The 21756-nt window shown below is 75.6% G+C and carries 22 protein-coding genes and 1 pseudogene; 11 read left to right on the forward strand and 12 right to left on the reverse strand.

Translation table 11 applies throughout. The annotated features are described in order from the left end of the window. Positions 1-96: 96 nt before the first annotated feature. On the forward strand, positions 97-1587 hold the full coding sequence (locus HNR61_RS42745; protein ID WP_182848860.1) for a serine/threonine-protein kinase: 1491 nt from the start codon (positions 97-99) through the stop codon (positions 1585-1587). Here the strand turns inward: HNR61_RS42745 and HNR61_RS42750 are convergent. Both HNR61_RS42750 and HNR61_RS42755 read right to left on the reverse strand, forming a co-directional pair. Continuing rightward, positions 1572-3059, reverse strand: a complete 1488-nt coding sequence (locus HNR61_RS42750; protein ID WP_182848861.1) for an NADH-quinone oxidoreductase subunit NuoF family protein — start codon at positions 3057-3059, stop codon at positions 1572-1574. The genes HNR61_RS42745 and HNR61_RS42750 overlap by 16 nt on opposite strands. Further along, positions 3056-3841 (reverse strand): ferric reductase-like transmembrane domain-containing protein, encoded by a 786-nt coding sequence (locus HNR61_RS42755; protein ID WP_182848862.1) that lies wholly within the window; start codon positions 3839-3841, stop codon positions 3056-3058. Before HNR61_RS42755 ends, HNR61_RS42750 begins: the two co-directional genes overlap by 4 nt. A 218-nt stretch (positions 3842-4059) precedes the next feature. Here HNR61_RS42755 and HNR61_RS42760 point away from each other — a divergent pair. Then, positions 4060-4893: pseudogene (locus HNR61_RS42760) on the forward strand (AraC family transcriptional regulator); the annotation flags it as partial. On the opposite strand, the gene HNR61_RS42765 reads toward HNR61_RS42760, so the two are convergent. Further along, complete coding sequence (locus HNR61_RS42765) at positions 4876-5784, reverse strand: SDR family oxidoreductase (RefSeq protein ID WP_182848863.1); 909 nt, start codon at positions 5782-5784, stop codon at positions 4876-4878. The pseudogene HNR61_RS42760 and the gene HNR61_RS42765 sit on opposite strands and share 18 nt — an antisense overlap. Further along, entirely contained in the window at positions 5781-6599 is an 819-nt protein-coding gene (locus tag HNR61_RS42770; protein WP_182848864.1) for an SDR family oxidoreductase, read from the reverse strand. Before HNR61_RS42770 ends, HNR61_RS42765 begins: the two co-directional genes overlap by 4 nt. Before the next feature lie 65 nt (positions 6600-6664). Between HNR61_RS42770 and HNR61_RS42775 the strand changes: the two genes are divergently transcribed. The 4 genes from HNR61_RS42775 to HNR61_RS42790 all read left to right on the forward strand — a co-directional run bounded on the left by HNR61_RS42775 (position 6665) and on the right by HNR61_RS42790 (position 10078). After that, on the forward strand, positions 6665-7417 hold the full coding sequence (locus HNR61_RS42775; protein WP_182848865.1) for an enoyl-CoA hydratase family protein: 753 nt from the start codon (positions 6665-6667) through the stop codon (positions 7415-7417). Continuing rightward, on the forward strand, positions 7414-8280 hold the full coding sequence (locus tag HNR61_RS42780) for a CoA transferase subunit A (RefSeq protein ID WP_182848866.1): 867 nt from the start codon (positions 7414-7416) through the stop codon (positions 8278-8280). Before HNR61_RS42775 ends, HNR61_RS42780 begins: the two co-directional genes overlap by 4 nt. Beyond that, positions 8277-9020: a CoA-transferase subunit beta gene (locus HNR61_RS42785; RefSeq protein ID WP_182848867.1), complete on the forward strand. Its 744-nt coding sequence runs from the start codon at positions 8277-8279 to the stop codon at positions 9018-9020. The genes HNR61_RS42780 and HNR61_RS42785 overlap by 4 nt, the downstream gene beginning before the upstream one ends. 68 nt (positions 9021-9088) lie before the next feature. Beyond that, the gene (locus HNR61_RS42790; RefSeq protein ID WP_376770306.1) at positions 9089-10078 is read left to right on the forward strand and encodes an NAD(P)H-dependent flavin oxidoreductase; all 990 of its coding nucleotides are present in this window, start codon (positions 9089-9091) and stop codon (positions 10076-10078) included. Positions 10079-10081: 3 nt separating this feature from the next. Here HNR61_RS42790 and HNR61_RS42795 read toward each other — a convergent pair whose 3' ends face one another. Continuing rightward, positions 10082-10900: an SAM-dependent methyltransferase gene (locus HNR61_RS42795; RefSeq protein WP_246444932.1), complete on the reverse strand. Its 819-nt coding sequence runs from the start codon at positions 10898-10900 to the stop codon at positions 10082-10084. A 44-nt stretch (positions 10901-10944) separates the two neighbouring features. Next, on the reverse strand, positions 10945-11589 hold the full coding sequence (locus tag HNR61_RS42800; RefSeq protein WP_182848869.1) for a TetR/AcrR family transcriptional regulator C-terminal domain-containing protein: 645 nt from the start codon (positions 11587-11589) through the stop codon (positions 10945-10947). A gap of 67 nt (positions 11590-11656) precedes the next feature. On the opposite strand from HNR61_RS42800, the gene HNR61_RS42805 reads away from it, so the two are divergent. Then, positions 11657-12253: a peroxiredoxin-like family protein gene (locus HNR61_RS42805; RefSeq protein WP_182848870.1), complete on the forward strand. Its 597-nt coding sequence runs from the start codon at positions 11657-11659 to the stop codon at positions 12251-12253. A gap of 23 nt (positions 12254-12276) precedes the next feature. Here the strand turns inward: HNR61_RS42805 and HNR61_RS49690 are convergent, their stop codons facing one another. From HNR61_RS49690 to HNR61_RS42825, 4 genes are all read right to left on the reverse strand, one after another. Next, positions 12277-13227 carry a quinone oxidoreductase family protein gene (locus tag HNR61_RS49690; protein ID WP_182848871.1) on the reverse strand — a complete coding sequence of 317 codons (951 nt, stop codon included), beginning with the start codon at positions 13225-13227 and terminating at the stop codon, positions 12277-12279. After that, a complete protein-coding gene (locus tag HNR61_RS42815) occupies positions 13227-14240 on the reverse strand; it encodes an aldo/keto reductase (RefSeq protein ID WP_182848872.1) in 1014 nt (337 codons plus the stop codon). Before HNR61_RS42815 ends, HNR61_RS49690 begins: the two co-directional genes overlap by 1 nt. Before the next feature lie 31 nt (positions 14241-14271). Then, positions 14272-15024: an SDR family NAD(P)-dependent oxidoreductase gene (locus tag HNR61_RS42820; RefSeq protein WP_182848873.1), complete on the reverse strand. Its 753-nt coding sequence runs from the start codon at positions 15022-15024 to the stop codon at positions 14272-14274. A gap of 86 nt (positions 15025-15110) precedes the next feature. Continuing rightward, entirely contained in the window at positions 15111-15962 is an 852-nt protein-coding gene (locus tag HNR61_RS42825; protein ID WP_182848874.1) for a helix-turn-helix transcriptional regulator, read from the reverse strand. 88 nt (positions 15963-16050) lie between these two features. Here HNR61_RS42825 and HNR61_RS42830 point away from each other — a divergent pair, with 88 nt between their 5' ends. From HNR61_RS42830 to HNR61_RS42845, 4 genes are all read left to right on the forward strand, one after another. Further along, positions 16051-16626, forward strand: coding sequence for a hypothetical protein (locus HNR61_RS42830; protein ID WP_182848875.1), 576 nt, complete (start codon positions 16051-16053; stop codon positions 16624-16626). Between the two features lie 77 nt (positions 16627-16703). Further along, positions 16704-17774: an ABC transporter substrate-binding protein gene (locus HNR61_RS42835; RefSeq protein ID WP_182848876.1), complete on the forward strand. Its 1071-nt coding sequence runs from the start codon at positions 16704-16706 to the stop codon at positions 17772-17774. Continuing rightward, positions 17767-18813 (forward strand): FecCD family ABC transporter permease, encoded by a 1047-nt coding sequence (locus tag HNR61_RS42840; protein ID WP_182848877.1) that lies wholly within the window; start codon positions 17767-17769, stop codon positions 18811-18813. The genes HNR61_RS42835 and HNR61_RS42840 overlap by 8 nt, the downstream gene beginning before the upstream one ends. Further along, positions 18813-19577 carry an ABC transporter ATP-binding protein gene (locus HNR61_RS42845; RefSeq protein WP_182848878.1) on the forward strand — a complete coding sequence of 255 codons (765 nt, stop codon included), beginning with the start codon at positions 18813-18815 and terminating at the stop codon, positions 19575-19577. The genes HNR61_RS42840 and HNR61_RS42845 overlap by 1 nt, the downstream gene beginning before the upstream one ends. A 15-nt stretch (positions 19578-19592) precedes the next feature. Here HNR61_RS42845 and HNR61_RS42850 read toward each other — a convergent pair whose 3' ends face one another. Together HNR61_RS42850 and HNR61_RS42855 are read right to left on the reverse strand one after the other, a co-directional pair. Next, positions 19593-20768, reverse strand: a complete 1176-nt coding sequence (locus tag HNR61_RS42850; RefSeq protein ID WP_182848879.1) for an acyl-CoA dehydrogenase family protein — start codon at positions 20766-20768, stop codon at positions 19593-19595. Positions 20769-20829: 61 nt separating this feature from the next. Next, positions 20830-21750, reverse strand: a complete 921-nt coding sequence (locus tag HNR61_RS42855) for an aminoglycoside phosphotransferase family protein (protein ID WP_182848880.1) — start codon at positions 21748-21750, stop codon at positions 20830-20832. Positions 21751-21756: the final 6 nt, after the last annotated feature.

The following is a 21756-nucleotide window of genomic DNA, read 5'->3' on the forward strand; positions in this document are numbered from 1 at the left end:
CGGTGTGCAGCGGTCCGGCATTCCGCCGGTCGGGACAGCGGCCAATCACTGCCAAGACCCTCCCGCGCGGGCGCCGGATCGACCATGATGGAGGGGATGGAGATCCCGATCGCCGCCGGGCGCTACCGGATCGACCGGCTCCTGGGCACTGGTGCCTTCGCCGCCGTCTGGCTCGGCCATGACGAGGAACTGGCCTCTCCCGTCGCGATCAAGATCCTGGCCGAGCACTGGGTGCCCCGCGAGGACGTGCGCGAGCGGTTCACGCAGGAGGCCCGCATGCTGCGCCGGGTCGACTCGCACTGGCTCGTCCAGGTGTTCGACGTCGGCGAGCTGCCCGACGGGCGCCCCTACTTCGTGATGACCTTCGCCGACGGCGGCAGCCTGGAGGACCTGCTGGCCGCCGGGCCGCCGCCGCTGAACCGGGCGCTGTGGCTGGCCCGCGAGATCGCCCACGGCCTGCGGGACCTGCACGCCCGGGGGATCGTGCACCGCGACCTCAAGCCGTCCAACGTGCTGATCCGCTCGGGCGCCGAGGGCGAGGAGGAGCGCGTCATGATCTCCGACCTGGGGATCGCGCGCACCGGCGACCGGCTGTCCAGCCTCACCCTGCCCGCCGGGTCGCCCGGCTACATGGCCCCCGAGCAGGCGCTGGTGGACGGCGCGCCCGACCACCGCGCCGACGTCTACGGGCTGGGCGCGCTGACCTACCACCTGCTCACCGGGGAGCCGCCCCGCGAGCACCCGCCGCCGCCGTCGACGCTGCGCCCCGGCGTGCCGCCCGCGGTCGACCAGGTGGTGCTGCGCGCCCTGGAGTCCGACCGGGAGCGGCGCTGGCCGTCGGCGGAGGCGTTCGAGCAGGCGCTGTCGCGCACCCTGAGCAGGATCGACACCGACCCGCTGCCCGACGGCCGAGGCCACCGGGACCGGCGCGGCCGGGTCCGGCGGCCCCGCCGCCGGACCGTGCTGATCATCGGGGCGGCCGCCGCGGTGGCGTTCGGGACGGGGGTGGCGGTGCTGACCGCCCAGGACGACCGGCTCGACACCTCGTCCGGGAACGAGGTCCGGCCCCCGCGCGGGCCCGGCGAGCACCGCGGCGACGACTCGGGCCCCGGCGACCCGCACGGCCGGTGGCTGCGCACCGACCGCGACATCCCAGTGCAGTACCGCCGGCTGATCGTGCGGGCGGGCACGTGGTGCGAGCTGCGGGGCCTCAGCCCGGCGCTGGTCGCGGCGATGCTGAAGGCCGAGAGCGGCTTCGACCCGAACCTGTCGGACCCCGCCAGGGGCGAGTACGGCATCGCCCGCTGGAAGCCCGGCGTGCTGGCGCACTGGCAGCCGGGCGGGCTGGACAACCCCGAGCCGCACCCCGCCGACATCACCCCGGACCTGTCGATCCCGGCCATGGGCCGTTTCCTGTGCCACTGGGGCAGGGAGGTGGCGGGCGTGCCCGGCGACCCGGCGCTGAACCTGGCGGCCACCTACCGCTCCTCCGCCGAGGCGGTCGTCAAGGCCCGGGGCGTGCCCGAACGGGTCCGGCCGTACACCGGGAAGGTGCGGCGTTATATCGCCGACTATCGGCCCGACTGACGGCGTCTCGCCTCGTGCGGGGTGCGCGGGACCAGCCGCAGCGCCAGCTCCGGGCACATGGCGACGGCGCGGCGGGCGTCGGCCTCCAGCCGGGCCGGGATCGGCTCGTCGGGGATGACCGGGTAGTTGTACTCGTCCATGCGGACGGTGCCGCGCAGGATGCCGGCGCACAGTCCGTGCCCGTCGCAGCGGCTCCAGTCGACCTCCAGCCGCAGCTGCGCCTCGGTCTCGGCGGGCAGCACGCCCAGCACGGGGCGGCCGCAGCCGCCGCGCGCGACGTGCGCGGCGACGTCGTCGGCGAACACCTCCAGCGCCGACAGCACGAACCGGGCGGTGCCGTCGGGGTGCCCGCACGCGCCCCGGCCCACGGCCATCCGCACCGCGCGGCGGATCGCGTCCTGGGCGGCGGCGCCGTCGCGTCCGGCGGCCAGCGCGGCGAACGCCCCGGCCACGTCGGGCAGGCCGAGGCGGCAGGGCCCGCACTGCCCGGCCGACTCGGCGGCCAGGTAGCGGGCGACGCGGGCGCACTCCCCCAGCGGGCAGGTGCCCCGGCCGAGCGGCATGACGATGCCCGCGCCGAGGGTGCCGCCGCTCTCGGCCAGCCCGGCCCGCGACATCCGGGTGCGGGTGGCGGTCTCGCCGCTCAGCCAGGCCCCGTGGTAGCCGCCGACCAGCACGCCCTCGCCCGCGCGGGCGCCGCACAGGTCCAGCAGGTGCGCCAGCGGGGCCCCGGCGGGGGTCTCGACGACGGCGGGGAAGCGGGCCGACCCGGTGATGGTCAGCAGGACCGTGCCGGGCTCGTCGGGGGTGCCGATCCGGCCGTAGTCGCGCGGGCCCCGCCCCGCCAGCACCGCCAGCTGCGCGAACGTCTCGGCGTTGGACAGCAGCGTCGGCAGGCCGTCGACGCCCCGGGTGGCGGCGCGGACCTTGCGGCCGGGCGGGATGGGGCGGCGGCCGTTGATGCCGCGCACCAGCGCGCCGCCCTCGCCGGTGATGAACCGCTCGGCCAGCACGACGACGCGGGCGCGGGAGTCCAGGTCGCGTTCGGTGATCGCCAGGCGCACCGAGGCGGCGGCGGTGGCGTCGGTGACGGCGACGACGATCTCGCGGGCGCCCAGCGCGGTCGCGGCCAGCACCGCGCCGTCCAGGATCAGGTGCGGGGCGTGGCACAGCAGCACCTTGTCCTTGAGGCTGCCGGGCTCGCCCTCGGTGCCGTTGACGACCACGACGGTGCGTTTGCGGCGCTTGACGGCGCTGTCGACGACGGCGCGGGCCTTGCGGGCGAACGGGAACGCCGCGCCGCCCCGGCCGTGCAGCCGCCCCTCGGTGGCCAGCGCGATGAGCTGCTCGGCGGTGAGGGGGCGGGGGTCGGGGTGCAGGCGGCGGTGCGCGCCCCAGTCGAGCCGGTCGCCGCGTTCCAGGCCCGCGGTGAGCCGGGGCGGGCCGACCGGGCGGACGTCGATCGAGATCACGGTTCCCGCCTCGCCCGGCGGGTCAGGAACGGCCGGGCGGCCAGGGCCAGCGCCACGCCGATCAGGCAGGTCAGATAGCCGGTGGTCACCCAGGCGGCGGGGGTGCGGCCGGAGGTCAGGCCGTGCGCGACGCCGAGCGGCCAGGCGGCGTAGGCGCTCAGGTGCAGGATCCGCCACATCCGGGGGTGCGCGGTGAGCGCGAACCGGCCGCGCGCGATCCCGGCGCCCACCGCGACGATCATCAGGTAGCACGCGGCGGTGCCCGCGCCGTAGGTGGTCAGGTGGTCTCCGGCGAACGGCACGAGCGTCTCCAGCGGCCCCACCCGGTCGCGCAGCAGCTTGGCCGCCACGTGCACCAGCAGCATCGCCACCGCGACGAACGCGAATGCCCGGTGCACGGCCTGGGCGTGGACGCGGTGCCGGGGCCGCAGGAGCGTCCGGTCGGTGGCCAGCAGCCCGATCATGACGGCGAGCGACAGCGCGACCAGCGCGAACACGCCCGCGTAGAAGTCGAGGAACCAGCCGGCCCAGCGCGCCGCCGGACCGACCCAGCCGAACGAGATGGCGATCCCGAGCGCCATGCCCGCCGCCACCATGGCCGCGCCGTACAGCAGGGTCCAGGTGCCCGGCCGCCGCGACCGCGGGGAGCGGGGCGCCTGCCCGGGGACCACCCCCGGGGCGGGGATGGGAACGCCTCCGACGCCCACCCCGAACCCCGTCGTCAGCTCGTGTTCCGGCCCTGCCCGGCGTTCCAGGTGTTCGGGCCGACGGTCGGGAACCATCTGCACCGGCCTTTCGGAATCGGCTACGGCGAAACCTCGGCCATTACGACGCGTTGACGTCCTGGTCGGTTCGGTGACATCTACGTTCGCACGGCGCCTCCCGGTCCCGCGACCTCCCCCGGGCAAAGGAGGGGCATCCGCACGTCCGGAAACGGTCGCCTTGAGGAGCGAGACGCCTCATGGCTCCAGAACGCGATCACATGTGAGATCGTCTCAGCGTGGATCTGCTGGACGACATGCTGGACCGGGTGCGGGCGCGGGGCGCGGCGTTCTGCCGGTCCGAGACCGAGCCGCCGTGGACGATGGCCTGCCACACCGGCGCGCCGCTGGTGCTGGGCGCCATGCTGGAGGGCCGCGGCTGGGTGACGCGCGGCGGCGGCCCGCCGGTGGAGGTGGGGCCGGGCGACATCGCGCTGTTCCGGGGCGAGGGGCCGATCATCGCCGGTGATCTTCCGGGGGCCGGGGCGGGCACGTTCGTCAGCGCCGAGTACGCGATGCGCGGGGACGTGTGCGAATGCCTGCTGGAGGCTCTGCCGGAGCTGGCGGTGGTGCCGCGCGAGCCGGAGTTCGAGCCGCTGCTGGCGCTGATGGCGGCCGAGACCGCCGGCTCGGAGCCGGGACGGCAGGTGGTGCTGGACCGGATGCTGGACCTGCTGCTGGTGCGGGCGCTGCGGTCGTGGTTCGCCCGGGCCGAGGCCGAGCCGCCCGCCGGGTACCGGGCGCTGGACGACCCCCGGATCGGGCGGGCGCTGCGGGCGCTGCACGAGCGGCCCGCCCGGCCGTGGACGGTGGCGTCGCTGGCGGCCGAGGCGGGCCTGTCGCGCGCGGCGTTCGCCCGGCGGTTCACCGCGCTGGTGGGCCGGCCGCCGCTGGCGTACCTGACCGAGTGGCGGATGGTCCTGGCGGCCGACCTGCTGCGCGCGCCGGGCGCGAGCGTCGCGGCGGTGGCGCGGAAGGTCGGCTACTCCGACGGGTTCGCCTTCAGCAACGCCTTCAAGCGGGTGCGGGGCGTCGCGCCGAGCGAGGTGCTGCGCTCAGCCCGCGCCGTAGACGGGCTCGGGGGCGGGGGCCCGGTCGAGCAGGTCCTTGACGACCGGGCCCAGCTCGGCGGGGTCCCAGCGGGCGCCCTTGTCGGCGGCGGGGCCGTGGCGGAACGCGTCCATCACGCAGATCCGCCCGCCCTCGGCCTCGAAGATCCGGCCGGTGATCCCGGCGGACTCGGCCGAGCCGAGCCAGACGACCAGGGGTGAGACGTTCTCGGGGGCCATGGCGTCGAACCCGCCCTCGGCGGGCCTGGCCATCGTCCCGGCGAAGACCTGCTCGGTCATGCGGGTGCGGGCGGCGGGCGCGATCGCGTTGACGGTCACGCCGTAGCGGCCCAGTTCGGCGGCGGCGACCAGGGTGAGGCCGACGATCCCGGCCTTGGCGGCCGAGTAGTTGCCCTGGCCGACGCTGCCGAGCAGGCCCGCGCCGGAGGAGGTGTTGATCACGCGGGCGTCCACCGGGCGGCCCGCCTTGGCCTCGGCGCGCCAGTAGGCCCCGGCGTGCTTCAGCGGCAGGAAGTGGCCCCTGAGGTGGACGCGCATCACCGCGTCCCACTCGTCCTCGGCGAGGTTGACCAGCATCCGGTCGCGCAGGAAGCCCGCGTTGTTGACCAGCGCGTCCAGCCGGCCGAAGTGCTCGATGGCGGTGGCGACCAGCGCCATCGCGCCGGCGCCGTCGGCGACGTCGTGCGGGCTGGCCACGGCCTGGCCGCCGAGCGCGCGGATCTCCTCCACCACCCGCCGGGCGGGGGCCGAGGAGGCCGCGCCACCGCCGTCGCGCTCCACGCCGAGGTCGTTGACGACGACTTTCGCGCCCTGCCGGGCGAACTCCAGGGCGTGGGCGCGGCCGAGGCCGCGGCCGGCCCCGGTGACGATGACCACGCGGTCCTTGCAGATCATGGTCGTTCGGTCCTTTCGGTCGGCGCCTTGTGGCCGGTCTCCCGGCCGGTCTCCCGGTTGGCGGTGGCGGCGTCGAGGAAGGCGGGCCGCTCTCCCCCGCCGTGCAGCAGCAGGCTGGAGCCGCTGACGTAGGCGGCCAGGTCGGAGGCCAGGAACACGCAGGCCGCGCCGGCGTCGGCGGGGTCGGCCAGGCGGCCGAGGGGGACGGTGCGGGCGACGGCGGCGACGCCGTCCTCGTCGCCGTAGTGCAGGTGGGACCGCTCGGTGCGGACCATGCCGAGGGTGACCGCGTTGACCCTGATCGCGGGGGCCCACTCGACGGCCAGGGACGCGGTGAGGCTGTCCAGGCCCGCCTTGGCCGCGCCGTAGGCGGCGGTGCCGGGCGAGGGCCGGGCGCCGCTGACGCTGCCGATGTTGATGATCGAGCCGCCCGCGCCGCCGGCACCGGTCATCACGGCGTGCGCGGCGCGGGACATGACCAGCGCGGACGTCAGGTTCAGCTCGATGATCCGGGCGTGGGTGCGGGCCTCGCCCTCGGCGACCGGCAGGAACGGGGTGCCGCCCGCGTTGTTGACCAGCACGTCCACCCGGCCCAGCGAGGCGAAGAACGCCTCGGCGGCGGCCGCGTCGCGCACGTCCAGCGGGACGAACCGCGCGGTGCGGCCGCCCGCCTCGGGGAGCCGGTCGGGCGCGCGGCGCGCGACCGCGACCACCTCGGCCCCGGCCTCCAGGAACGCCCGGCTGATGCCGAGCCCGACGCCGCGCACGCCTCCGGTGACGACGGCCGTCTTGCCGCTCAGATCCAGTGCCAGCACGGTTCTCCTTCCCGGTCGCTGCTGCTACCGTCCGTTCTAACAAATGTTTGGTGGAAAGGTAGCGCATGGGAATCTCCACCACGACCCACCCCGGCGGGGTCGCCGAGATCGTCGTGAACGCGCCCCCGGTCAACGCGCTGACCGTGGCGGGCTGGTTCGAGCTGGCCGACGCCGTGCTGGCGGCCGGGCGCGACCCCGCGGTGGGCGCCGTCGTGCTGCGCGCCGAGGGGCGCGGGTTCAACGCGGGCGTCGACATCAAGGAGATGCAGGAGACCGAGGGGCACGCCGCGCTGGTGGGGGCCAACCGGGGCTGCTTCGCCGCGTTCGCCGCCGTCTACGAGTGCGAGGTGCCGGTGGTGGCGGCGGTGCACGGGTTCTGCCTGGGCGGCGGCGTCGGGCTGGTCGGCAACGCCGACGTCGTCGTGGCCTCGCCGGACGCCTACTTCGGGCTGCCGGAGGTGGACCGGGGCGCGCTCGGCGCGGCCACGCACCTGGCGCGGCTGGTCCCGCAGCACCTGATGCGCGCCATGGTCTACACGTGCCGCAACGTCACCGCCGCCGAGCTCCACCAGCACGGCTCGGTGCTGGAGGTCGTGCCCGCCGAGGCGCTGCGGGACGCGGCGCTGGAGGTCGCCGGGTCGATCGCGGCCAAGGACCGGTACGTGATCCGGCGGGCCAAGGAGTCGCTGAACGGCATCGACCCGGTCGACGTGCGCCGCAGCTACCGGTACGAGCAGGGCTTCACGTTCGAGCTGAACCTGGTCGGCGCGGGCGACGCGCACCGCGAGGCGTTCGTGCGCAGGGGGACGGCCGGATGAGCGGCAAGACCATGACCATCGAGCAGGTCGTCGCGTCGCTGGACAGCGGCATGACGGTCGGGATCGGCGGCTGGGGGTCGCGGCGCAAGCCGATGGCGCTGGTCCGCGCGATCTGCGCCTCCGGCCTGACCGACCTCACGATCGTCTCCTACGGCGGCCCGGACGTGGGGCTGCTGTGCGCGGCGGGCAAGGTGCGGCGGCTGGTGACCGCGTTCGTCACGCTCGACTCGATCCCGCTGGAGCCGCACTTCCGGCGGGCCCGGCAGGAGGCCGGGATCGAGCTGACCGAGTACGACGAGGGCATGTTCATGTTCGGGCTGTACGCGGCGGCGCACCGGCTGCCGTTCCTGCCCACGCCCGCCGGGCTCGGCTCGGACGTGCTGAGGGTCGACCCCGGGCTGCGGACGGTGCGCTCCCCCTACGGCGACGGCGAGGAGCTGGTCGCGGTCCCGGCGCTGCGCATGGACGTGGCGCTGGTCCACCTCAACCGCGCCGACGCGCGCGGCAACGCCCAGTACCTCGGCCCGGACCCGTACATGGACGATCTGTTCGCCAAGGCCGCCGACCGGGCCTACGTGTCGTGCGAGCGCCTGGTCGACACCGCCGACCTGCTGAAGGAGGGCCCGCCGCAGTCGCTGCTGATCAGCCGGGCGCACGTGACCGGCGTGGTGGAGACCCCGAACGGCGCGCACTTCACCGCCTGCGAGCCCGACCACGAGCGGGACGAGGCGTTCCAGCGGCTGTACGCCGCGGCGGCGGCCGACCCGCGGGAGTGGGAGGCGTTCCGGGAGCGCTTCCTGTCCGGCGACGAGGCCGCCTACCAGGACGCCGTCCGGGCGTGGCGAGAGGAGGCGGGGCGATGAGCGCCGCGACGCGGGCCGAGGTGTGCGCGGTGGCGTGCGCCGAGCTGTTCCGGGGCGACGGGGAGATCGTGGCGGCGGCGGTCGCCGGGTTCGTGCCGATGCTGGGGGCGCGGCTGGCGCGGGCGACGTTCGAGCCCGGCCTGCTGACCACCGACGGCGGCCCGGCGCTGACCGCCGAGCCGGTGCCGCTCGGCGCGCGGGCGGGCTCCGGCGAGGGCGGGGTGGAGGGGTGGCTGCCGTTCCGCGACCACCTGTGGCTGGTGCTGAACGGGCGGCGGCACGTGGTCATGGGGCCGAGCCAGGTCGACCGGTTCGGGAACATGAACATCTCCTGCATCGGCGACTGGGAGCGCCCGTCGCGGCAGCTGCTCGGCGTGCGCGGCGCCCCCGGCAACACCCGGCTCAACACCACGAGCTTCTGGGTGCCCCGGCACTCGCCCCGCGTGTTCACCGAGCAGGTCGACTTCGTCAGCGGCGTCGGCACCGACCGGGGCGCGCACGAGCTGCGCGCGGTCGTGACGAACCTGGCGGTGCTGGACTTCGCCACGCCCGACCGGCGGATGCGGCTGCGGTCGCTGCACCCCGGCGTCACCCTCGACGAGGTCGTCGCGGCCACCGGCTTCGACCTGGCGATCCCCGGCGAGGTCCCCCTCACCCGGACGCCGACCGGCGAGGAGCTGCGGATCATGCGCGAGGTCCTCGACCCCAGGGGCCTGCGGGAACGCGAGGTGCCCTCGTGACCGCGCAGATCCTGGACACGCCGCTGACGCGGCTGGTCGGCGTCCGGCATCCGGTCGTGCAGACCGGCATGGGGTGGGTCGCCGGGCCGCGGCTGGTCACGGCGGTCGCCGAGGCGGGCGGCCTCGGGATCCTGGCGTCGGCGACGATGACCCTCGACCGGCTCGCCCACGCGATCCGCGAGGTGAGGGACCGCACCGACGCGCCGTTCGGCGTGAACCTGCGCGCCGACGCCTCCGACGCGGGCGACCGCATCGACCTGCTCGTCCGGGAGGGGGTGCGGGTCGCCTCGTTCGCGCTGGTCCCGAAGCCGGAGCTGATCGCCCGGCTGAAGGACGCCGGGGTCGTCGTGATCCCGTCGGTGGGCGCGCGCCGCCACGCCGAGAAGGTCGCGGCGTGGGGCGCGGACGCGGTGCTGGTGCAGGGCGGCGAGGGCGGCGGCCACACCGGGCCGGTCGCCACGACGCTGCTGCTGCCCCAGGTCGTGGACGCCGTGGACATCCCGGTGATCGCGGCGGGCGGCTTCTTCGACGGGCGGGGCCTGGCCGCCGCGCTGGCCTACGGCGCGGCGGGCGTGGCGATGGGCACCCGGTTCCTGCTCACCTCCGACAGCCCGGTGCCCGACGAGGTGAAGAAGGTCTACCTGCGCACGGCCGAGACGGTGGTGACGCGGCAGGTCGACGGGATGCCGCACCGGGTGCTGCGCAGCGGGCTGGTGGACGCGCTCGAACGCTCCGGCCGCGTCACCGGCCTGGCGCGGGCGCTGCGCAACGCCGCCGCGTTCCGGAGGATCTCCGGCCTGTCATGGCGGGCGATGATCGCCGACGGGCGGGCCCTGCGGCACGGCAGGGAGCTGTCCTGGTCGCAGGTCCTCATGGCCGCCAACACGCCCATGCTGCTGAAGGCCGCGATGGTGGACGGCCGCCCCGACCTCGGCGTGATGGCGTCCGGGCAGGCCGTGGCGGTGATCGACGACCTGCCGAGCTGCGCGGAGCTGATCGGGGGGATCGTGCGGCAGGCCGCCGAGCGCATCGCCGCCCAGCAGGGCCTGCTGGCCTGACCGTCACGGCACGCGGCCGACGACGCCCAGGTAGGAGGGGGTGGTGAAGTCCGGTTCCAGGCCGGGGCCGGGCCGCCACTCCTCCACCGGGGCCACGCCGGGCGGGACGGGCTCGGCGCCCGCCAGCAGCGCCGCGATCTGCTCGCGGCTCCGCATGGTGAACGAGCCCGACCGCGTCCTGCTGTAGATGCCGTCCACCTCGTCCAGCACGTCGTCGGGGCGCTCGCCCGGGAACGGGTGCGAGATCACCACATGGCTGCCGGAGGGCAGCCGCCGCAGGAACCGCCCGACCAGGTCCACCGCCGTGGCGTCGTCGGGCACGAACTGCAGGATCGCGCACAGGATCAGCGCCACCGGCCGCCCGAAGTCGATCCGCTTGACGATCTCGGGGTGGGACAGCACCCCCTCGGGGTCGCGCAGGTCGCCCTCGACCACGCTGGTCCGCGGGCTGTCCGCCAGCAGGGCCCGCGCGTGGACGAGCACGATCGGGTCGTTGTCGACGTAGACCACGCGCGCGTCGGGGGCGGTCCGCAGCACGACCTCGTGGACGTTCTCCTGCGTGGGCAGCCCCGCGCCCACGTCGACGAACTGGCGGATCCCCGACTCGGCGAGCATCCGCACCGCGCGGCCGAGGAACTCCCGGTTGCGGCGGGCGGCCACCCGGATGTCGTTGCCGACCTCGACGCTGATGGCGATGACCTTCTCGGCGGCCTCCCGGTCGGCGGCGAAGTTGTCCTTGCCGCCCAGGTAGTAGTCGTACATGCGGGCGACGCTCGGGACGGTCGGGTCGACGCCGGGGGGCGCCTTCTCGTCGGGGATCAACGTCCGCTCCTTCGGATGACGGGCCGCGGCGGGGGAACCGAAGATCATTCTGCCCCGGTGGAGGGCCGTTCTCCCAGCGAACCGCCGATCCCGTCGAGCAGGAGTTCCAGGCCGCGCCGGAACTCCCGCTCGACGGCGAGCCCGCGCGCGTCGCGGGCGGTCGCGGCCATGAGCGGGAAGTCGGCGGCCGTCAGGGCGGCGATGGCCTCGGTGCCCGCGCCCGACAGCGGTCCCAGGTGCTCCTGCTGGGTCGCGCCGATCACGTAGGCGGTCAGGGCGCGCAGCGCGACGGCGCGCGCGGTGCCGGTGACGCCCGCCTCGGTCAGCACGGCGAGCACGGCCTCGCCCCAGCGCAGCACGCCGGGCGCGTGGTGGCGGTGGGTCACCGTCAGCGGCAGGACGCGCGGATGCCCGGCGACGGCGGCGCGCATGCGCTCGGCCAGGACGACCAGGCGCTCCCGCCAGTGGGCGCCGGGCGGCGGGGCGGTGTCGACCGCGCCGAGCACCAGTTCCAGGACGTGGCCCTCCAGCTCCTCGCGGTCGGCGACGTACCGGTAGAGCGCCATGGTGCTCATGCCGAGCTCCCTGGCGACGGCGCGCATGGTCATGCCCGCCAGGCCGTCGCGGTCGGCGACGGCGAGGGCGGCGGCGGCGATCTGCCCGGTGGTGAGCGAACGGGGTCGTGGCATGGCCTTGACAGCGTACGGCATACGCCTACGCTGGTTGGCGTACGACGTACACCTACAGGAGGTCCCCATGCGCCTGCGTCCCGGCGATCCCGTTCCCGCCCGCGAGCTGGAGCCGGTCAACGGTCCGCCCGTTCCGCTCCCCGACCCCGGCCGCCTCGTCCACCTGCAGTTCCGCCGCTTCGCCGGGTGCCCGGTGTGCAACCTGCACCTGCGGTCGGTGGCGGCCCGGCACGCCGAGATCGAGGCGGCCGGGGTCGCCGAGGTGGTGGTGTTCCACTCCCCCGCCGGGGAGCTGCGCGAGCACGCCGCCGGCCTGCCGTTCCCCGCCGTCGCCGACCCCGGCCGGCGGCTGTACCGGGAGTTCGGCGTGGAGTCCTCGCCGCGCGCCCTGCGCGACCCGCGCGCCTGGCCGGTGGTCGCGCGCGCCGTGCTGGTCGGCACCTGGCGCATCCTGCTCCGCCGCGAACGGCCGCCCGCCCGCAGCCCGCACGGCGGGCGCCTGGGGCTGCCCGGCGACTTCCTCATCGCCCCCGACGGCCGGGTCGTCGCCGCCAGGTACGGCGAGCACGCCGGTGACCAGTGGACGGTCGACGAGCTGCTGTCCCTGGCCGCCCGTGCCGGACGCGACGCGCTCGGACGGGGCACCGCCGGGCGCGTTCCCTGAGGAAGGCGCCCGGCGGGACCGGGTCACGGATCGACGGCGAGGACGAGCTTGCCGGTCGTCGCGCCGGACTCGATGCGGCGGTGGGCCTCGGCGGCCTCCGCCAGCGGCAGCGTCTCCACCTGGAGGCGCAGGTCACCGGACCCGGCCGCCGCGACCGCGCGGCGCAGGGCGCGGCCCGCGTCCCCGGGGAACGCCGCCGAGAACGCCGCCAGGTTGAAGCCCGACACCGTCCTGTTCGTGAGCCACAGCTCGTTGGCGGGCAGGCCCACGTCGGCGGCGGCCGAGGCGTTGCCCATCACGACCAGGCGGCCCATCGGGGCCAGCAGGTCCAGGCTCGCGCGGCGGGACGGGCCGCCGACCGGGTCCACGACGATGTCGAACCGCCCGTCCGGGCCCCGGTCGCGCAGCACCACCTCGTCGTAGCCGAACGCCCGCGCCACCTCCACCTTCGCCGGGCTTCCGACCGTGCCGACGACGCGGCCCGCGCCGAGCAGGCGGGCGGCCTGGCCGAGCTGGCTGCCCGCTCCCCCGGCGGCGGCGTGCACCAGGACGCTCTCGCCCGGCTCGATCCGCGCGACCCGGTCCAGGACCAGGAACGCGGTGGTGCCGTTGGACGGCACGCCCGCCGCGACGTCCAGCGGAAGGCCGTCCAGCGGCGCGACCAGGTCGGCGGAGGTGACCGCCACCTCGGCGTAGCCGCCACCGTCCACGATCGTCAGCGCCGCGACCGGCTGTCCGGGCCGCAGGCCCTCCACGTCGGGGCCGACGGCGCGGATCCGCCCGGACACCTCGATGCCGGGGACGAACGGCAGCGGCACCTCCGCCGGCCCCCGCCGGTAGAGGACCTCGGCGAAGTTCGCGCCCGCGTAGGCCACGTCGACCGACACCTGGCCGGGGCCGGGCTCGGGGGCCTTCACGTCGGCGACGGCCAGGACGCCGGCGTCGCCGAACGCGGGGACGGTGACGGCGCGCATCAGTACCGGCTTCCCTCGGGGGCGGGGATCGCGTCGAGTTCGGCGAGGTCCTCCGCCGTCAGGTCCAGGCCGGCCGCGCCCGCGTTGTCGCGCAGGTAGCGGGACTTCTTGGTGCCGGGGATCGGGATGACGTGGTCGCCCTGGGCGAGCGTCCAGGCGATGGCGACCTGCGCGGGCGTCGCGCCGTGCCGTTCGGCGACCGCCTTGACGACGTCCACGATCCGCAGGTTGGCCTTCAGCGCCTCCTCCTGGAAGCGCGGGTTGCCGGAGCGGTAGTCGCCGTCGCCGAAGTCGGTGCTGGTGACCGTTCCGGTGAGGAAGCCGCGGCCCAGCGGGGAGAACGGCACGAACGCCGCGCCGTTGTCGCGGCACCAGCCGACCACGTCGCCGACGCCCTCGCTGGCGGCGGTGGCGCCGGAGTCGCTGCCGCCGCCCGCCATGCCGCCGGGCACGCCCAGCGCGTCGCGCGTCCACAGCGACAGCTCCGACTGGATCGCCGCGACCGGGTGGATGCGGTGGGCCTCCTCGGCCTGCGCGACGGTCACCTCCGACAGCGCGAGGCGGCGGACCTTGCCCTGCTCGACCAGCTCGGCCATCGCGCCCCAGGACTCGGCGAGCGGCACCTGCGGGTCGATCCGGTGCAGGTAGAACAGGTCGATGACGTCGGTGTCGAGGCGGCGCAGGCTCTCCTCGGCGGACCGGCGGACGTGCTCGGGCGAGGCGTCGCGGTGCATGGCGTGGGTGGCGGCGTCGTCGACGACCAGCCCGGTCTTGGTGGCCACGACCGCCTGGCCGCGGCGGTCCTTCAGGGCGCGGCCGACGAGGGTCTCGTTGTGGCCGTCGCCGTACACCTGGGCGGTGTCCAGGAACGTCACGCCGAGGTCGAGAGCCTCGCGGATCAGCGCGATCGACGCGTCGTCGTCGCGTTCGGCGGGGCTGTAGGCCCAGCTCATGCCCATGCAGCCGAGGCCGACCGCGCCGACGGGGGTGCCGTGGAAGTCACGAGTGCGCATTGGAGAGGGTCCTTTCGGTCGGGCGGATCGGTCAGGCGGGGACGGCGCCGACGAGGCCGCCGTCGATGACGAGGTCCTGGGCGTTGACGTAGGAGGCGTCGCCCGAGGCCAGGAAGGCGACCGCGGCGGCGACCTCCTCGGGGCGCCCGAAGCGCCCGGCGGCGACCTGCGCGCGCAGCCGCGCGGCCTCCTCCGCCGGGAGCGCCGCCTCCGGGTACATGGGGGTGTCGATGTAGCCGGGGCTGACGGAGTTGACGCGGATGCCCCGGGGCGCGAGGTCGGCGGCGAAGGTGCGCGCCAGGTTGTGCGCGGCGGCCTTGGTCGCCGCGTAGACCGAGGCGAGCGCCAGGCCGCGGTTCATGGTCCACGAGGCGTTGATCACGATCGCGCCGCCGCGCGGCATCAGCGGGACGGCCTTCTGGACCGTGAAGAACACGCCCTTGAAGTTGACGCCGACGGTGTGGTCGACGTCGGCCTCGGTGAGGTCGGCGGTGGGCTTGAACGTCCCGACGCCCGCGTTGGCGAACACCACGTCCAGCCTGCCGTGCCGGTCGCCGACCGCGGCCATCAGCGCGTCGAGGTCGGCCGGGGAGGACACGTCGCCGGGGACGGCCAGGACGCGGTCGCCGCCGTCGAGGTCCTTGGCGGCGGCGTCCAGGCGGGCCGCGTCCCGCCCCGTGATGATCACGTGTGCGCCCTCGGCCAGCAGGCGGCGCGCGGTGGCCAGGCCCATCCCGCTGCCCCCGCCGGTCACCAGGGCGACTCTGTCGGCGAATCGGTTCATGACCATGATCCTGCCGACCGGGCGGGCCCGCCGACAGTGTCGGTTCATCCTGGGTGTGCCACCACCACCCTCGGCGGCCCCGGGGGTCAGCTCGCCCGGGACAGGCTGATGCTGGCCATGTGCCGTTCGAGGCGTTCCAGGGTGCCCGGCAGCGGGTTGTGCAGGATCAGGTTGTGGCCGGGCCGGTCGGGCAGCGGCAGCAGCGTCGACTCGAAGACCAGGTCCCCGGCCTCGGGGTGGCGGATCGCCTTGCGGACCTGGCTCTCGCCGCCGACCTCGTGCCGCGCCCACAGCTCGGCGAACTCGGGGCTGGCCGCCAGCAGGTCCCCGATCAGCCGGTCGAACCCGGGGTCGTCGGGGTAGCGGGCGGCGTCGGCGCGGAACCGGCCGACCACGCCGGGCGCCGCCGCGGCCCACTCGGCGTGCAGCGCCCGGTAGCGGACGTTGGTGAAGAAGCTGACCAGGCAGTTGTGGTCGGTGTCGCCGTAGCCGAAGACCTCGCGGGCGGAGTCGTTGATGGCGAGGAAGTTCCAGTAGCGGTCGCGGACGTAGCCGGGCCGGGGCGACCAGGCCTCCAGGATCCGCTGGAGCCCGGGGGTGACGGGGATGGCGGGGGCGGCCTCGGCGACCGGCGGGTTCAGCCCGGCCAGCAGGTACAGGTGGGCGCGTTCGGCCTCGCCGAGCCGCAGCGCCCGGCTGATCGCGTCGAGCACGTCGCCGGAGACCTTGATGTCGCGTCCCTGCTCCAGCCAGGTGTACCAGGACACCCCGACCCCGGCCAGCACGGCGACCTCCTCGCGGCGCAGCCCCGGGGTGCGCCGCCGCCCGACGTCGGGCATCCCCACGTCGGCGGGGGCGAGCCGGGCCCGGCGGGTGCGCAGGAACTCGCGCAGCTCTTCGCGGCGGCGGTCGGGACGGGGAGAACTCACGCTGGCCATGCCCCCCACGATATCGATCGTTTCCGGGTGGCCCCGGGACGAAGAGGCCGATGGGGGTCCCCGCGGGGCGTCCCCTAGGCTGTCGGGCGTGAGCGATCCGGGGGCGGCGGTGCCGCGGTGCGCGCGGGGCGCGTTCCTCGCCGCCGTGTGCACGTTGATCGCGCTCGTCGGGCACGTGCTGGGCGGTGAGGGCGGCTGCTGCGTGCCGCCGCTGCCCGCCGTGCTGCTCACCGGGGGCGTGGTGGGGACGCTGAGCACGGCGCTGGCGCGGCGGGCGCTGACGTTCGGCCGGACGCTGACCGTCGTGGGCTGGTCCCAGCTCGCCTTCCACCTCGCGTTCTCCGTGGCCGCCGCCGGTCCCGCCCACCACGCGCCGCCGGTCGGCGCCGCCCCGGCGGGATTCGGTCCGGACATGATCGCCGGGCACGCGGTGGCGGCCCTCGTCGCGGCGGCGGTGCTGGCACGGGCCGACGCCGCGCTGTGGTGGCTGTGCGGCGTGGTGCTCGCGGTCGTGCTCCCCTGGCTGACGCCCCGCCCGGCCGCGTCCCCTCCGGCGCCGTGGACGGTGGTGCTGTCCGCCGACCGCACGCCCCGGCGCGGCGTGCTGCTCGCCCGCGCGGTGCGGCGGCGCGGTCCTCCCGTGGTTCCGACGCACGCCCGCTGAGCCCGCCCCGGTGACCGGTGGGCCGGTGCGGCGTGCCCTCGCCCGCCCGGAACCGGAACGCACAAGGGAAACCCTCCATGTTCGACCGCCTCGTGCGGCGAGCCGCGCCGTCCGCGTGCCTCGCCGCCGTCCTGACCGGCTGCGCCTCCTCCCCGGCGCCCGTCGCCGGGCACGACCCGGCCGCCCCGCCCGCCCGCACCTCCTACCCGCTGACCCTGGACAACTGCGGGCAGAAGGTGACGTTCAGGCAGCCGCCGCGCCGGGTGCTGATCCTGAACGGCACCTCCGTCGCCGAGGTCGAGAGCTTCGTGCTGCTCGGCCTGCAACGCCACATCCTCGCCAACGCCCAGAGCTACGGCGTCTCCGACCACCCGTCGATGGTCGACGGCATCCGGTCGCTGCCGACCGGCGGGCTGACCACCAACAAGAACTTCGAGGTGCCCGCGGAACAGGTGCTGGCCGCCAGGCCCGACCTGGTCGTCTCGCACTGGTCGGGCGGGTTCGACGCCAAGCGGGGCCTGGCCACCCGCGAGCAGCTCGCCGCCGCCGGGATCAACACCCTGGTCAACCCCGTCAACTGCGCGTTCGGCAAGCCCGCCGCCACCGACGCCGAGAGGCGCGCCCACGAGAAGCTGTCGATCGAGTCCTCGCACGAGTTCCTGACGCTGCTCGGCCGGATCTTCGACGCCCAGCACCGGGCCGCCGAGGTCGGCCGGGAGCTGCGGCGGCGGGTGGACGCCGTCCGCGCCCGGGTGGCGGGCCGCCCCGCCAAGCGGGTCCTGGTCGTGTATCCGGGCATGGCGATGATGAACGCCAACGGCCTGCCCGCGGTGATGACCGGGCGCATCACCGACGAGGTGGTCCGCGCGGCGGGCGGGGTGAACGCGTTCGCCGGGCGCTCCCGCGACGTGACCGCCACCCTCAACCGCGAGCAGCTCGCCACCGCGCGGGTGGACGTCGTCGCGGTCGGGCTGTTCCGGCCGGACGAGAACGCCGAGGCGATGGCGCGCGACCTGTTCGCGAAGTTCCCGCAGTGGGAGGCGTCGCGGACGCGCACGTACGTGACGGTCGCCGACGGGGCGTTCGTCGGGCCGGTGAACGCCTGGGCCGTCGAGAGGATCGCCAGGGCGGTGCACCCCGATGCGTGACCGGAACAGGGGCCCGCACCTGGTGTCGGGCCCGATGACCGCGGTGCTGCTGGCGGGACTGGCGGTGGCGCTGGTCGGGGCGTCGGTGCTGGCGATCTCGATCGGGTCGGTGACCCTGCCGGTCGGCACCGTCTGGCGGGTCGTCGCCGCGCACCTGACCGGCGCCGACAGCCCCGATCCGCTGCGCGACCAGGTGGTGTGGGAGATCCGCACCCCGCGCGTGCTGGTGGCGGCGCTGGTCGGGGCCGGGCTGAGCGTGGCGGGGGTGGCGTTCCAGGCGCTGGTGCGCAACCCGCTCGCCGACCCCTACGTGCTGGGCGTGTCGGCCGGGGCGTCGCTGGGCGCGGTCCTGGTCGTGGCGGTCGGCGCGACGGCGTTCGGCGGGCTCGGGGTGGCGGGCGCGGCGTTCGCGACCGCGACCGCGACGGTGCTGGCGGTGTACGCGCTGGCGCAGCGCGGCGGGCGGCTGCTGGACTCGCGGCTGGTGCTGTCGGGCGTCGCGGTCGGCTACCTGGCGTCGGCGGCGACCAGCTACGTGCAGTTGCAGATCGACGCCTCCCAGCTGCACGGGCTGATGTTCTGGCTGATGGGCAGCATCGCGGGCGCGACCTGGGACGACCTGGGGCTGCCCGCCGCGGTGATCGCGGTGTGCACGGCGTTCCTGCTGCTGCGGGGCCGGGACATGAACGCGCTGCTGGCCGGGGAGGACGCGGCGGCGGGCCTCGGCACCTCGGTCGCGGCGCTGCGGATCTGGCTGCTGCTGGCCGGGTCGCTGCTGACGGCGACGGCGGTCAGCGTGGTCGGCGGCATCGGGTTCGTGGGGCTGATGGTGCCGCACGCGGCGCGGTTCCTGGTCGGCTCCGACCACCGCCGGGTGCTGCCGGTGGCGCTGCTGATGGGCGCGGTGTTCCTGGTCGTGGTGGATGTGGCGACCCGCACGGTGGACCGGCCCAACGAGCTGCCGGTCGGGGTGTTCACCACCGCGCTCGGGGTGCCGTTCTTCCTGTGGCTGCTGCGGCGGCGGGGAGGTGCGCGCTGATGCGGCTGGACCTGGCGGGGGTCCGCGCCGCCATCGACGGGACGCCGATCCTGCACGGGGTGGACCTGGCCGCGGCCCCGGGCCGGTTCGTCGGGCTGATCGGGCCCAACGGCAGCGGCAAGTCGACGCTGCTGCGCACCGTCTACCGTTCGCTGCGGCCCTCGGCGGGCGTGGTGTCGCTGGACGGCGAGGACCTGTGGCGGATGCCGCCCCGGCGGGCGGCGCGGCGCCGGGCGGTGGTGACCCAGCACGGCGACGTCGGCGGCGAGTTCTCCGTCCGGGAGGTCGTCGCGATGGGCCGCGCCCCGCACCAGGGGCCGCTGGACCGGGAGAGCGCCGCCGACCGGGCCGCCGTCGCCGAGGCGCTGGAGCGCGTGGACCTGGCGTGGGCGGCCGACCGGCTGTTCGGCACGCTGTCGGGCGGGGAGCGCCAGCGGGCGCTGGTCGCCCGCGCCCTGGCGCAGCGGGCCCCGCTGCTGGTCCTGGACGAGCCCACCAACCACCTGGACGTGCGCGCCCAGCTCGACCTGCTGGACCTGGTGCGTTCGCTCGGCCTGACGCTGCTGGCCGCGCTGCACGACCTGGACCACGCGGCGGCCTACTGCGACGAGGTGGTGGTGCTGGAACGCGGCCGGGTCCGCGCCGCCGGGCCGCCGCTGGAGGTGCTGACCCCGGCGTTCATCGCCGAGGTGTTCGGGGTGCGCGCCCACGTCGGCGAGCACCCCCTCACCGGGCGCCCGCACATCGCGGTCGCGTCGCTGTGAGCGTCGGGCGGCGGCTCACCCCTCCAGCAGCCGCCGCCCGATGACCATCTTCTGGATGTCGGCGGTGCCCTCGCCGATCAGCAGCATCGGGGCCTCCCGGTACAGCCGCTCGATCTCGTACTCCTTCGAGTAGCCGTAGCCGCCGTGGATGCGGAAGGAGTCCTCCACGACCTCCTTGCAGTACTCGCTGGCCAGGTACTTGGCCATCCCCGCCTCCAGGTCGTTGCGGTCGCCGCCGTCCTTGCGGCGCGCGGCCATCACCATCATCTGGTGCGCGGCCTCGACCTTGGTGGCCATCTCCGCCAGCCGGAACAGCACGGCCTGGTGCTCGGCGATCGGCCTGCCGAACGTCTCCCGCCGCCTCGCGTACCCCACCGCCAGCTCGTAGGCGCGGCGCGCGACCCCGCAGCCGCGCGCGGCGACGTTGACGCGCCCGACCTCGATGCCGTCCATCATCTGGTAGAAGCCCCGGCCCGGCGCGCCGCCGAGGATCTGGGCGGCGGGGATCCGGTACCCGTCGAAGACCAGCTCGGTGGTGTCGACGCCCTTGTACCCCATCTTGTCGATCTTCCCGGGGACGGTCAGGCCCGGCGCGACCTCCCCGAACCCGGGCGTCTTGTCCACCAGGAACGTCGTCATCCCCCGGTGCCCGGCGCCCGGGTCGGTCTTCACCAGCGTGGCGACCAGGTGCGCGGTGCCGCCGTTGGTCAGCCACATCTTCTGGCCGTCGATCACATAGTCGTCGCCGTCGCGCACGGCCCGCGTCCGGATCGCCGCCACGTCCGACCCGCACCCCGGCTCCGACATGGAGAACGCGCCCCGGATCTCCCCGGCGGCCATCCTCGGCAGGTAGCGGGCCCGCTGCTCCTCGGTCCCGTGGTGGGTGAGCATCCAGGCGACGATGAAGTGCGTGTTGACGATCCCCGACACGCTCATCCAGCCGCGCGACAGCTCCTCCACCGCCAGCGCGTAGGTCAGCAGCGACTCCCCCAGCCCGCCGTACTCGGTGCCGATCATCAGCCCGAACAGCCCGAGGTCCCGCATCCCGTCCACGATGGCCTGCGGGTACTCGTCGGCGTGCTCCAGCTCGGTGGCGACGGGGAGGATCTCCCTGTCCACGAACGCCCGCACCGTCGCGACGATCTCCCGCTGTTCCTCGCTGAGCCCGTAGGTCTGCTGCAGCCTGCTCATCGACCACCTCCGCGCACGGGGCAAGTGCCCGCTTACAACCCTGCGGCCACCCTACGGCCCGCTATCCCCGGTGGCGCAGCAGGACCGTGGCGAGGGCGACCTGGGCGGGCTCCAGCGCCGCCCCGCCGTCCTCGACGTCCCACAGCGCGTTCTGGAGCACGCGGCCGAGGGTCCAGCCGACCGCCCGCCCGCGGTCGAGGCCGAGGGCCTCGGTCAGCAGGTCGAAGCGGCGCAGCACCGCGCGGGCCACGTCGCCGGTGGCCTCCACCCGGTCCCACCCGCTGTCCAGCGCGGGCCACAGCTCGAACGCGGGGTCGCCCGCCAGCGGCTCGGGATCGATGGCCAGCCAGGGTTCCCGCTCCCCGGCCAGGACGTTGCCGTAGTGCAGGTCCCAGTGCAGCAGGCGGTCGCCGGGCTCGCCGGCCAGCTCGGCCACGGCCGACGCGCAGGTGCGCACCAGCCGCTGCTCGTCGGGGTCGCGCAGGGCCGGGAGCGCCGCCGGGACCTGGTCGAGCATGGCGGCGGCGATGTCGGCCAGTCTCCGCACTCCCCCGGGGGCGGGCACCGAGGTCAGGCGGGCCATGATCCCGGCCAGGATCCCCATGGCCGTGTCGTCGTCGGCGACCGTGGACAGGGGCCGGGCCGCGTCCAGCCGCTCCAGGAGCTGCGCGCCGCCCTCCTCGTCGTGGTCCAGCAGCCGCACGACACCCTCGCCCCGCCACGCCCGCAGGCCGGGGACGACGCCGGCGGACTCCTCGCGGACCTCCTGGAGCCGGAGGACGGCCGGGGTCCCGTCCTCCCGGAGCACCGGCAGGACCAGCGAGGCCATGCCGTGGGTGGCCGGGCCGTCGGGCCGCAGCCCCCACCGGTCCAGCATGTCACCGGCCAGGCGGGGCAGTCCGGCGAGCCAGGCGCGCGCGCCGGCGCCCTGCGTGCCGTAGGAGGCGGCGAACGCGTCGGGAACATCGATGTAGTCGATCATCGCCGT

The organism is Actinomadura kijaniata, assembly GCF_014138665.1.
Classification (GTDB): Bacteria; Actinomycetota; Actinomycetes; order Streptosporangiales; family Streptosporangiaceae; genus Spirillospora; species Spirillospora kijaniata.

Excerpts from the sequence above, each read along its gene's own strand:
- HNR61_RS49690 (WP_182848871.1), bottom strand. The coding sequence starts at position 13,227 with ATGCGCGCCGTCACCGTCCCCGCGTTCGGCGACGCCGGCGTCCTGGCC.
- HNR61_RS42835 (WP_182848876.1), top strand. The coding sequence starts at position 16,704 with ATGTTCGACCGCCTCGTGCGGCGAGCCGCGCCGTCCGCGTGCCTCGCC.
- HNR61_RS42850 (WP_182848879.1), bottom strand. The coding sequence starts at position 20,768 with ATGAGCAGGCTGCAGCAGACCTACGGGCTCAGCGAGGAACAGCGGGAG.
- HNR61_RS42745 (WP_182848860.1), top strand. The coding sequence starts at position 97 with ATGGAGATCCCGATCGCCGCCGGGCGCTACCGGATCGACCGGCTCCTG.
- HNR61_RS42845 (WP_182848878.1), top strand. The coding sequence starts at position 18,813 with ATGCGGCTGGACCTGGCGGGGGTCCGCGCCGCCATCGACGGGACGCCG.
- HNR61_RS42825 (WP_182848874.1), bottom strand. The coding sequence starts at position 15,962 with ATGGCCAGCGTGAGTTCTCCCCGTCCCGACCGCCGCCGCGAAGAGCTG.
- HNR61_RS42855 (WP_182848880.1), bottom strand. The coding sequence starts at position 21,750 with ATGATCGACTACATCGATGTTCCCGACGCGTTCGCCGCCTCCTACGGC.
- HNR61_RS42785 (WP_182848867.1), top strand. The coding sequence starts at position 8,277 with ATGAGCGCCGCGACGCGGGCCGAGGTGTGCGCGGTGGCGTGCGCCGAG.
- HNR61_RS42815 (WP_182848872.1), bottom strand. The coding sequence starts at position 14,240 with ATGCGCACTCGTGACTTCCACGGCACCCCCGTCGGCGCGGTCGGCCTC.
- HNR61_RS42765 (WP_182848863.1), bottom strand. The coding sequence starts at position 5,784 with ATGATCTGCAAGGACCGCGTGGTCATCGTCACCGGGGCCGGCCGCGGC.
- HNR61_RS42800 (WP_182848869.1), bottom strand. The coding sequence starts at position 11,589 with ATGCCACGACCCCGTTCGCTCACCACCGGGCAGATCGCCGCCGCCGCC.
- HNR61_RS42780 (WP_182848866.1), top strand. The coding sequence starts at position 7,414 with ATGAGCGGCAAGACCATGACCATCGAGCAGGTCGTCGCGTCGCTGGAC.
- HNR61_RS42755 (WP_182848862.1), bottom strand. The coding sequence starts at position 3,841 with ATGGTTCCCGACCGTCGGCCCGAACACCTGGAACGCCGGGCAGGGCCG.
- HNR61_RS42790 (WP_376770306.1), top strand. The coding sequence starts at position 9,089 with ATGGGGTGGGTCGCCGGGCCGCGGCTGGTCACGGCGGTCGCCGAGGCG.
- HNR61_RS42840 (WP_182848877.1), top strand. The coding sequence starts at position 17,767 with ATGCGTGACCGGAACAGGGGCCCGCACCTGGTGTCGGGCCCGATGACC.
- HNR61_RS42775 (WP_182848865.1), top strand. The coding sequence starts at position 6,665 with ATGGGAATCTCCACCACGACCCACCCCGGCGGGGTCGCCGAGATCGTC.
- HNR61_RS42805 (WP_182848870.1), top strand. The coding sequence starts at position 11,657 with ATGCGCCTGCGTCCCGGCGATCCCGTTCCCGCCCGCGAGCTGGAGCCG.
- HNR61_RS42820 (WP_182848873.1), bottom strand. The coding sequence starts at position 15,024 with ATGAACCGATTCGCCGACAGAGTCGCCCTGGTGACCGGCGGGGGCAGC.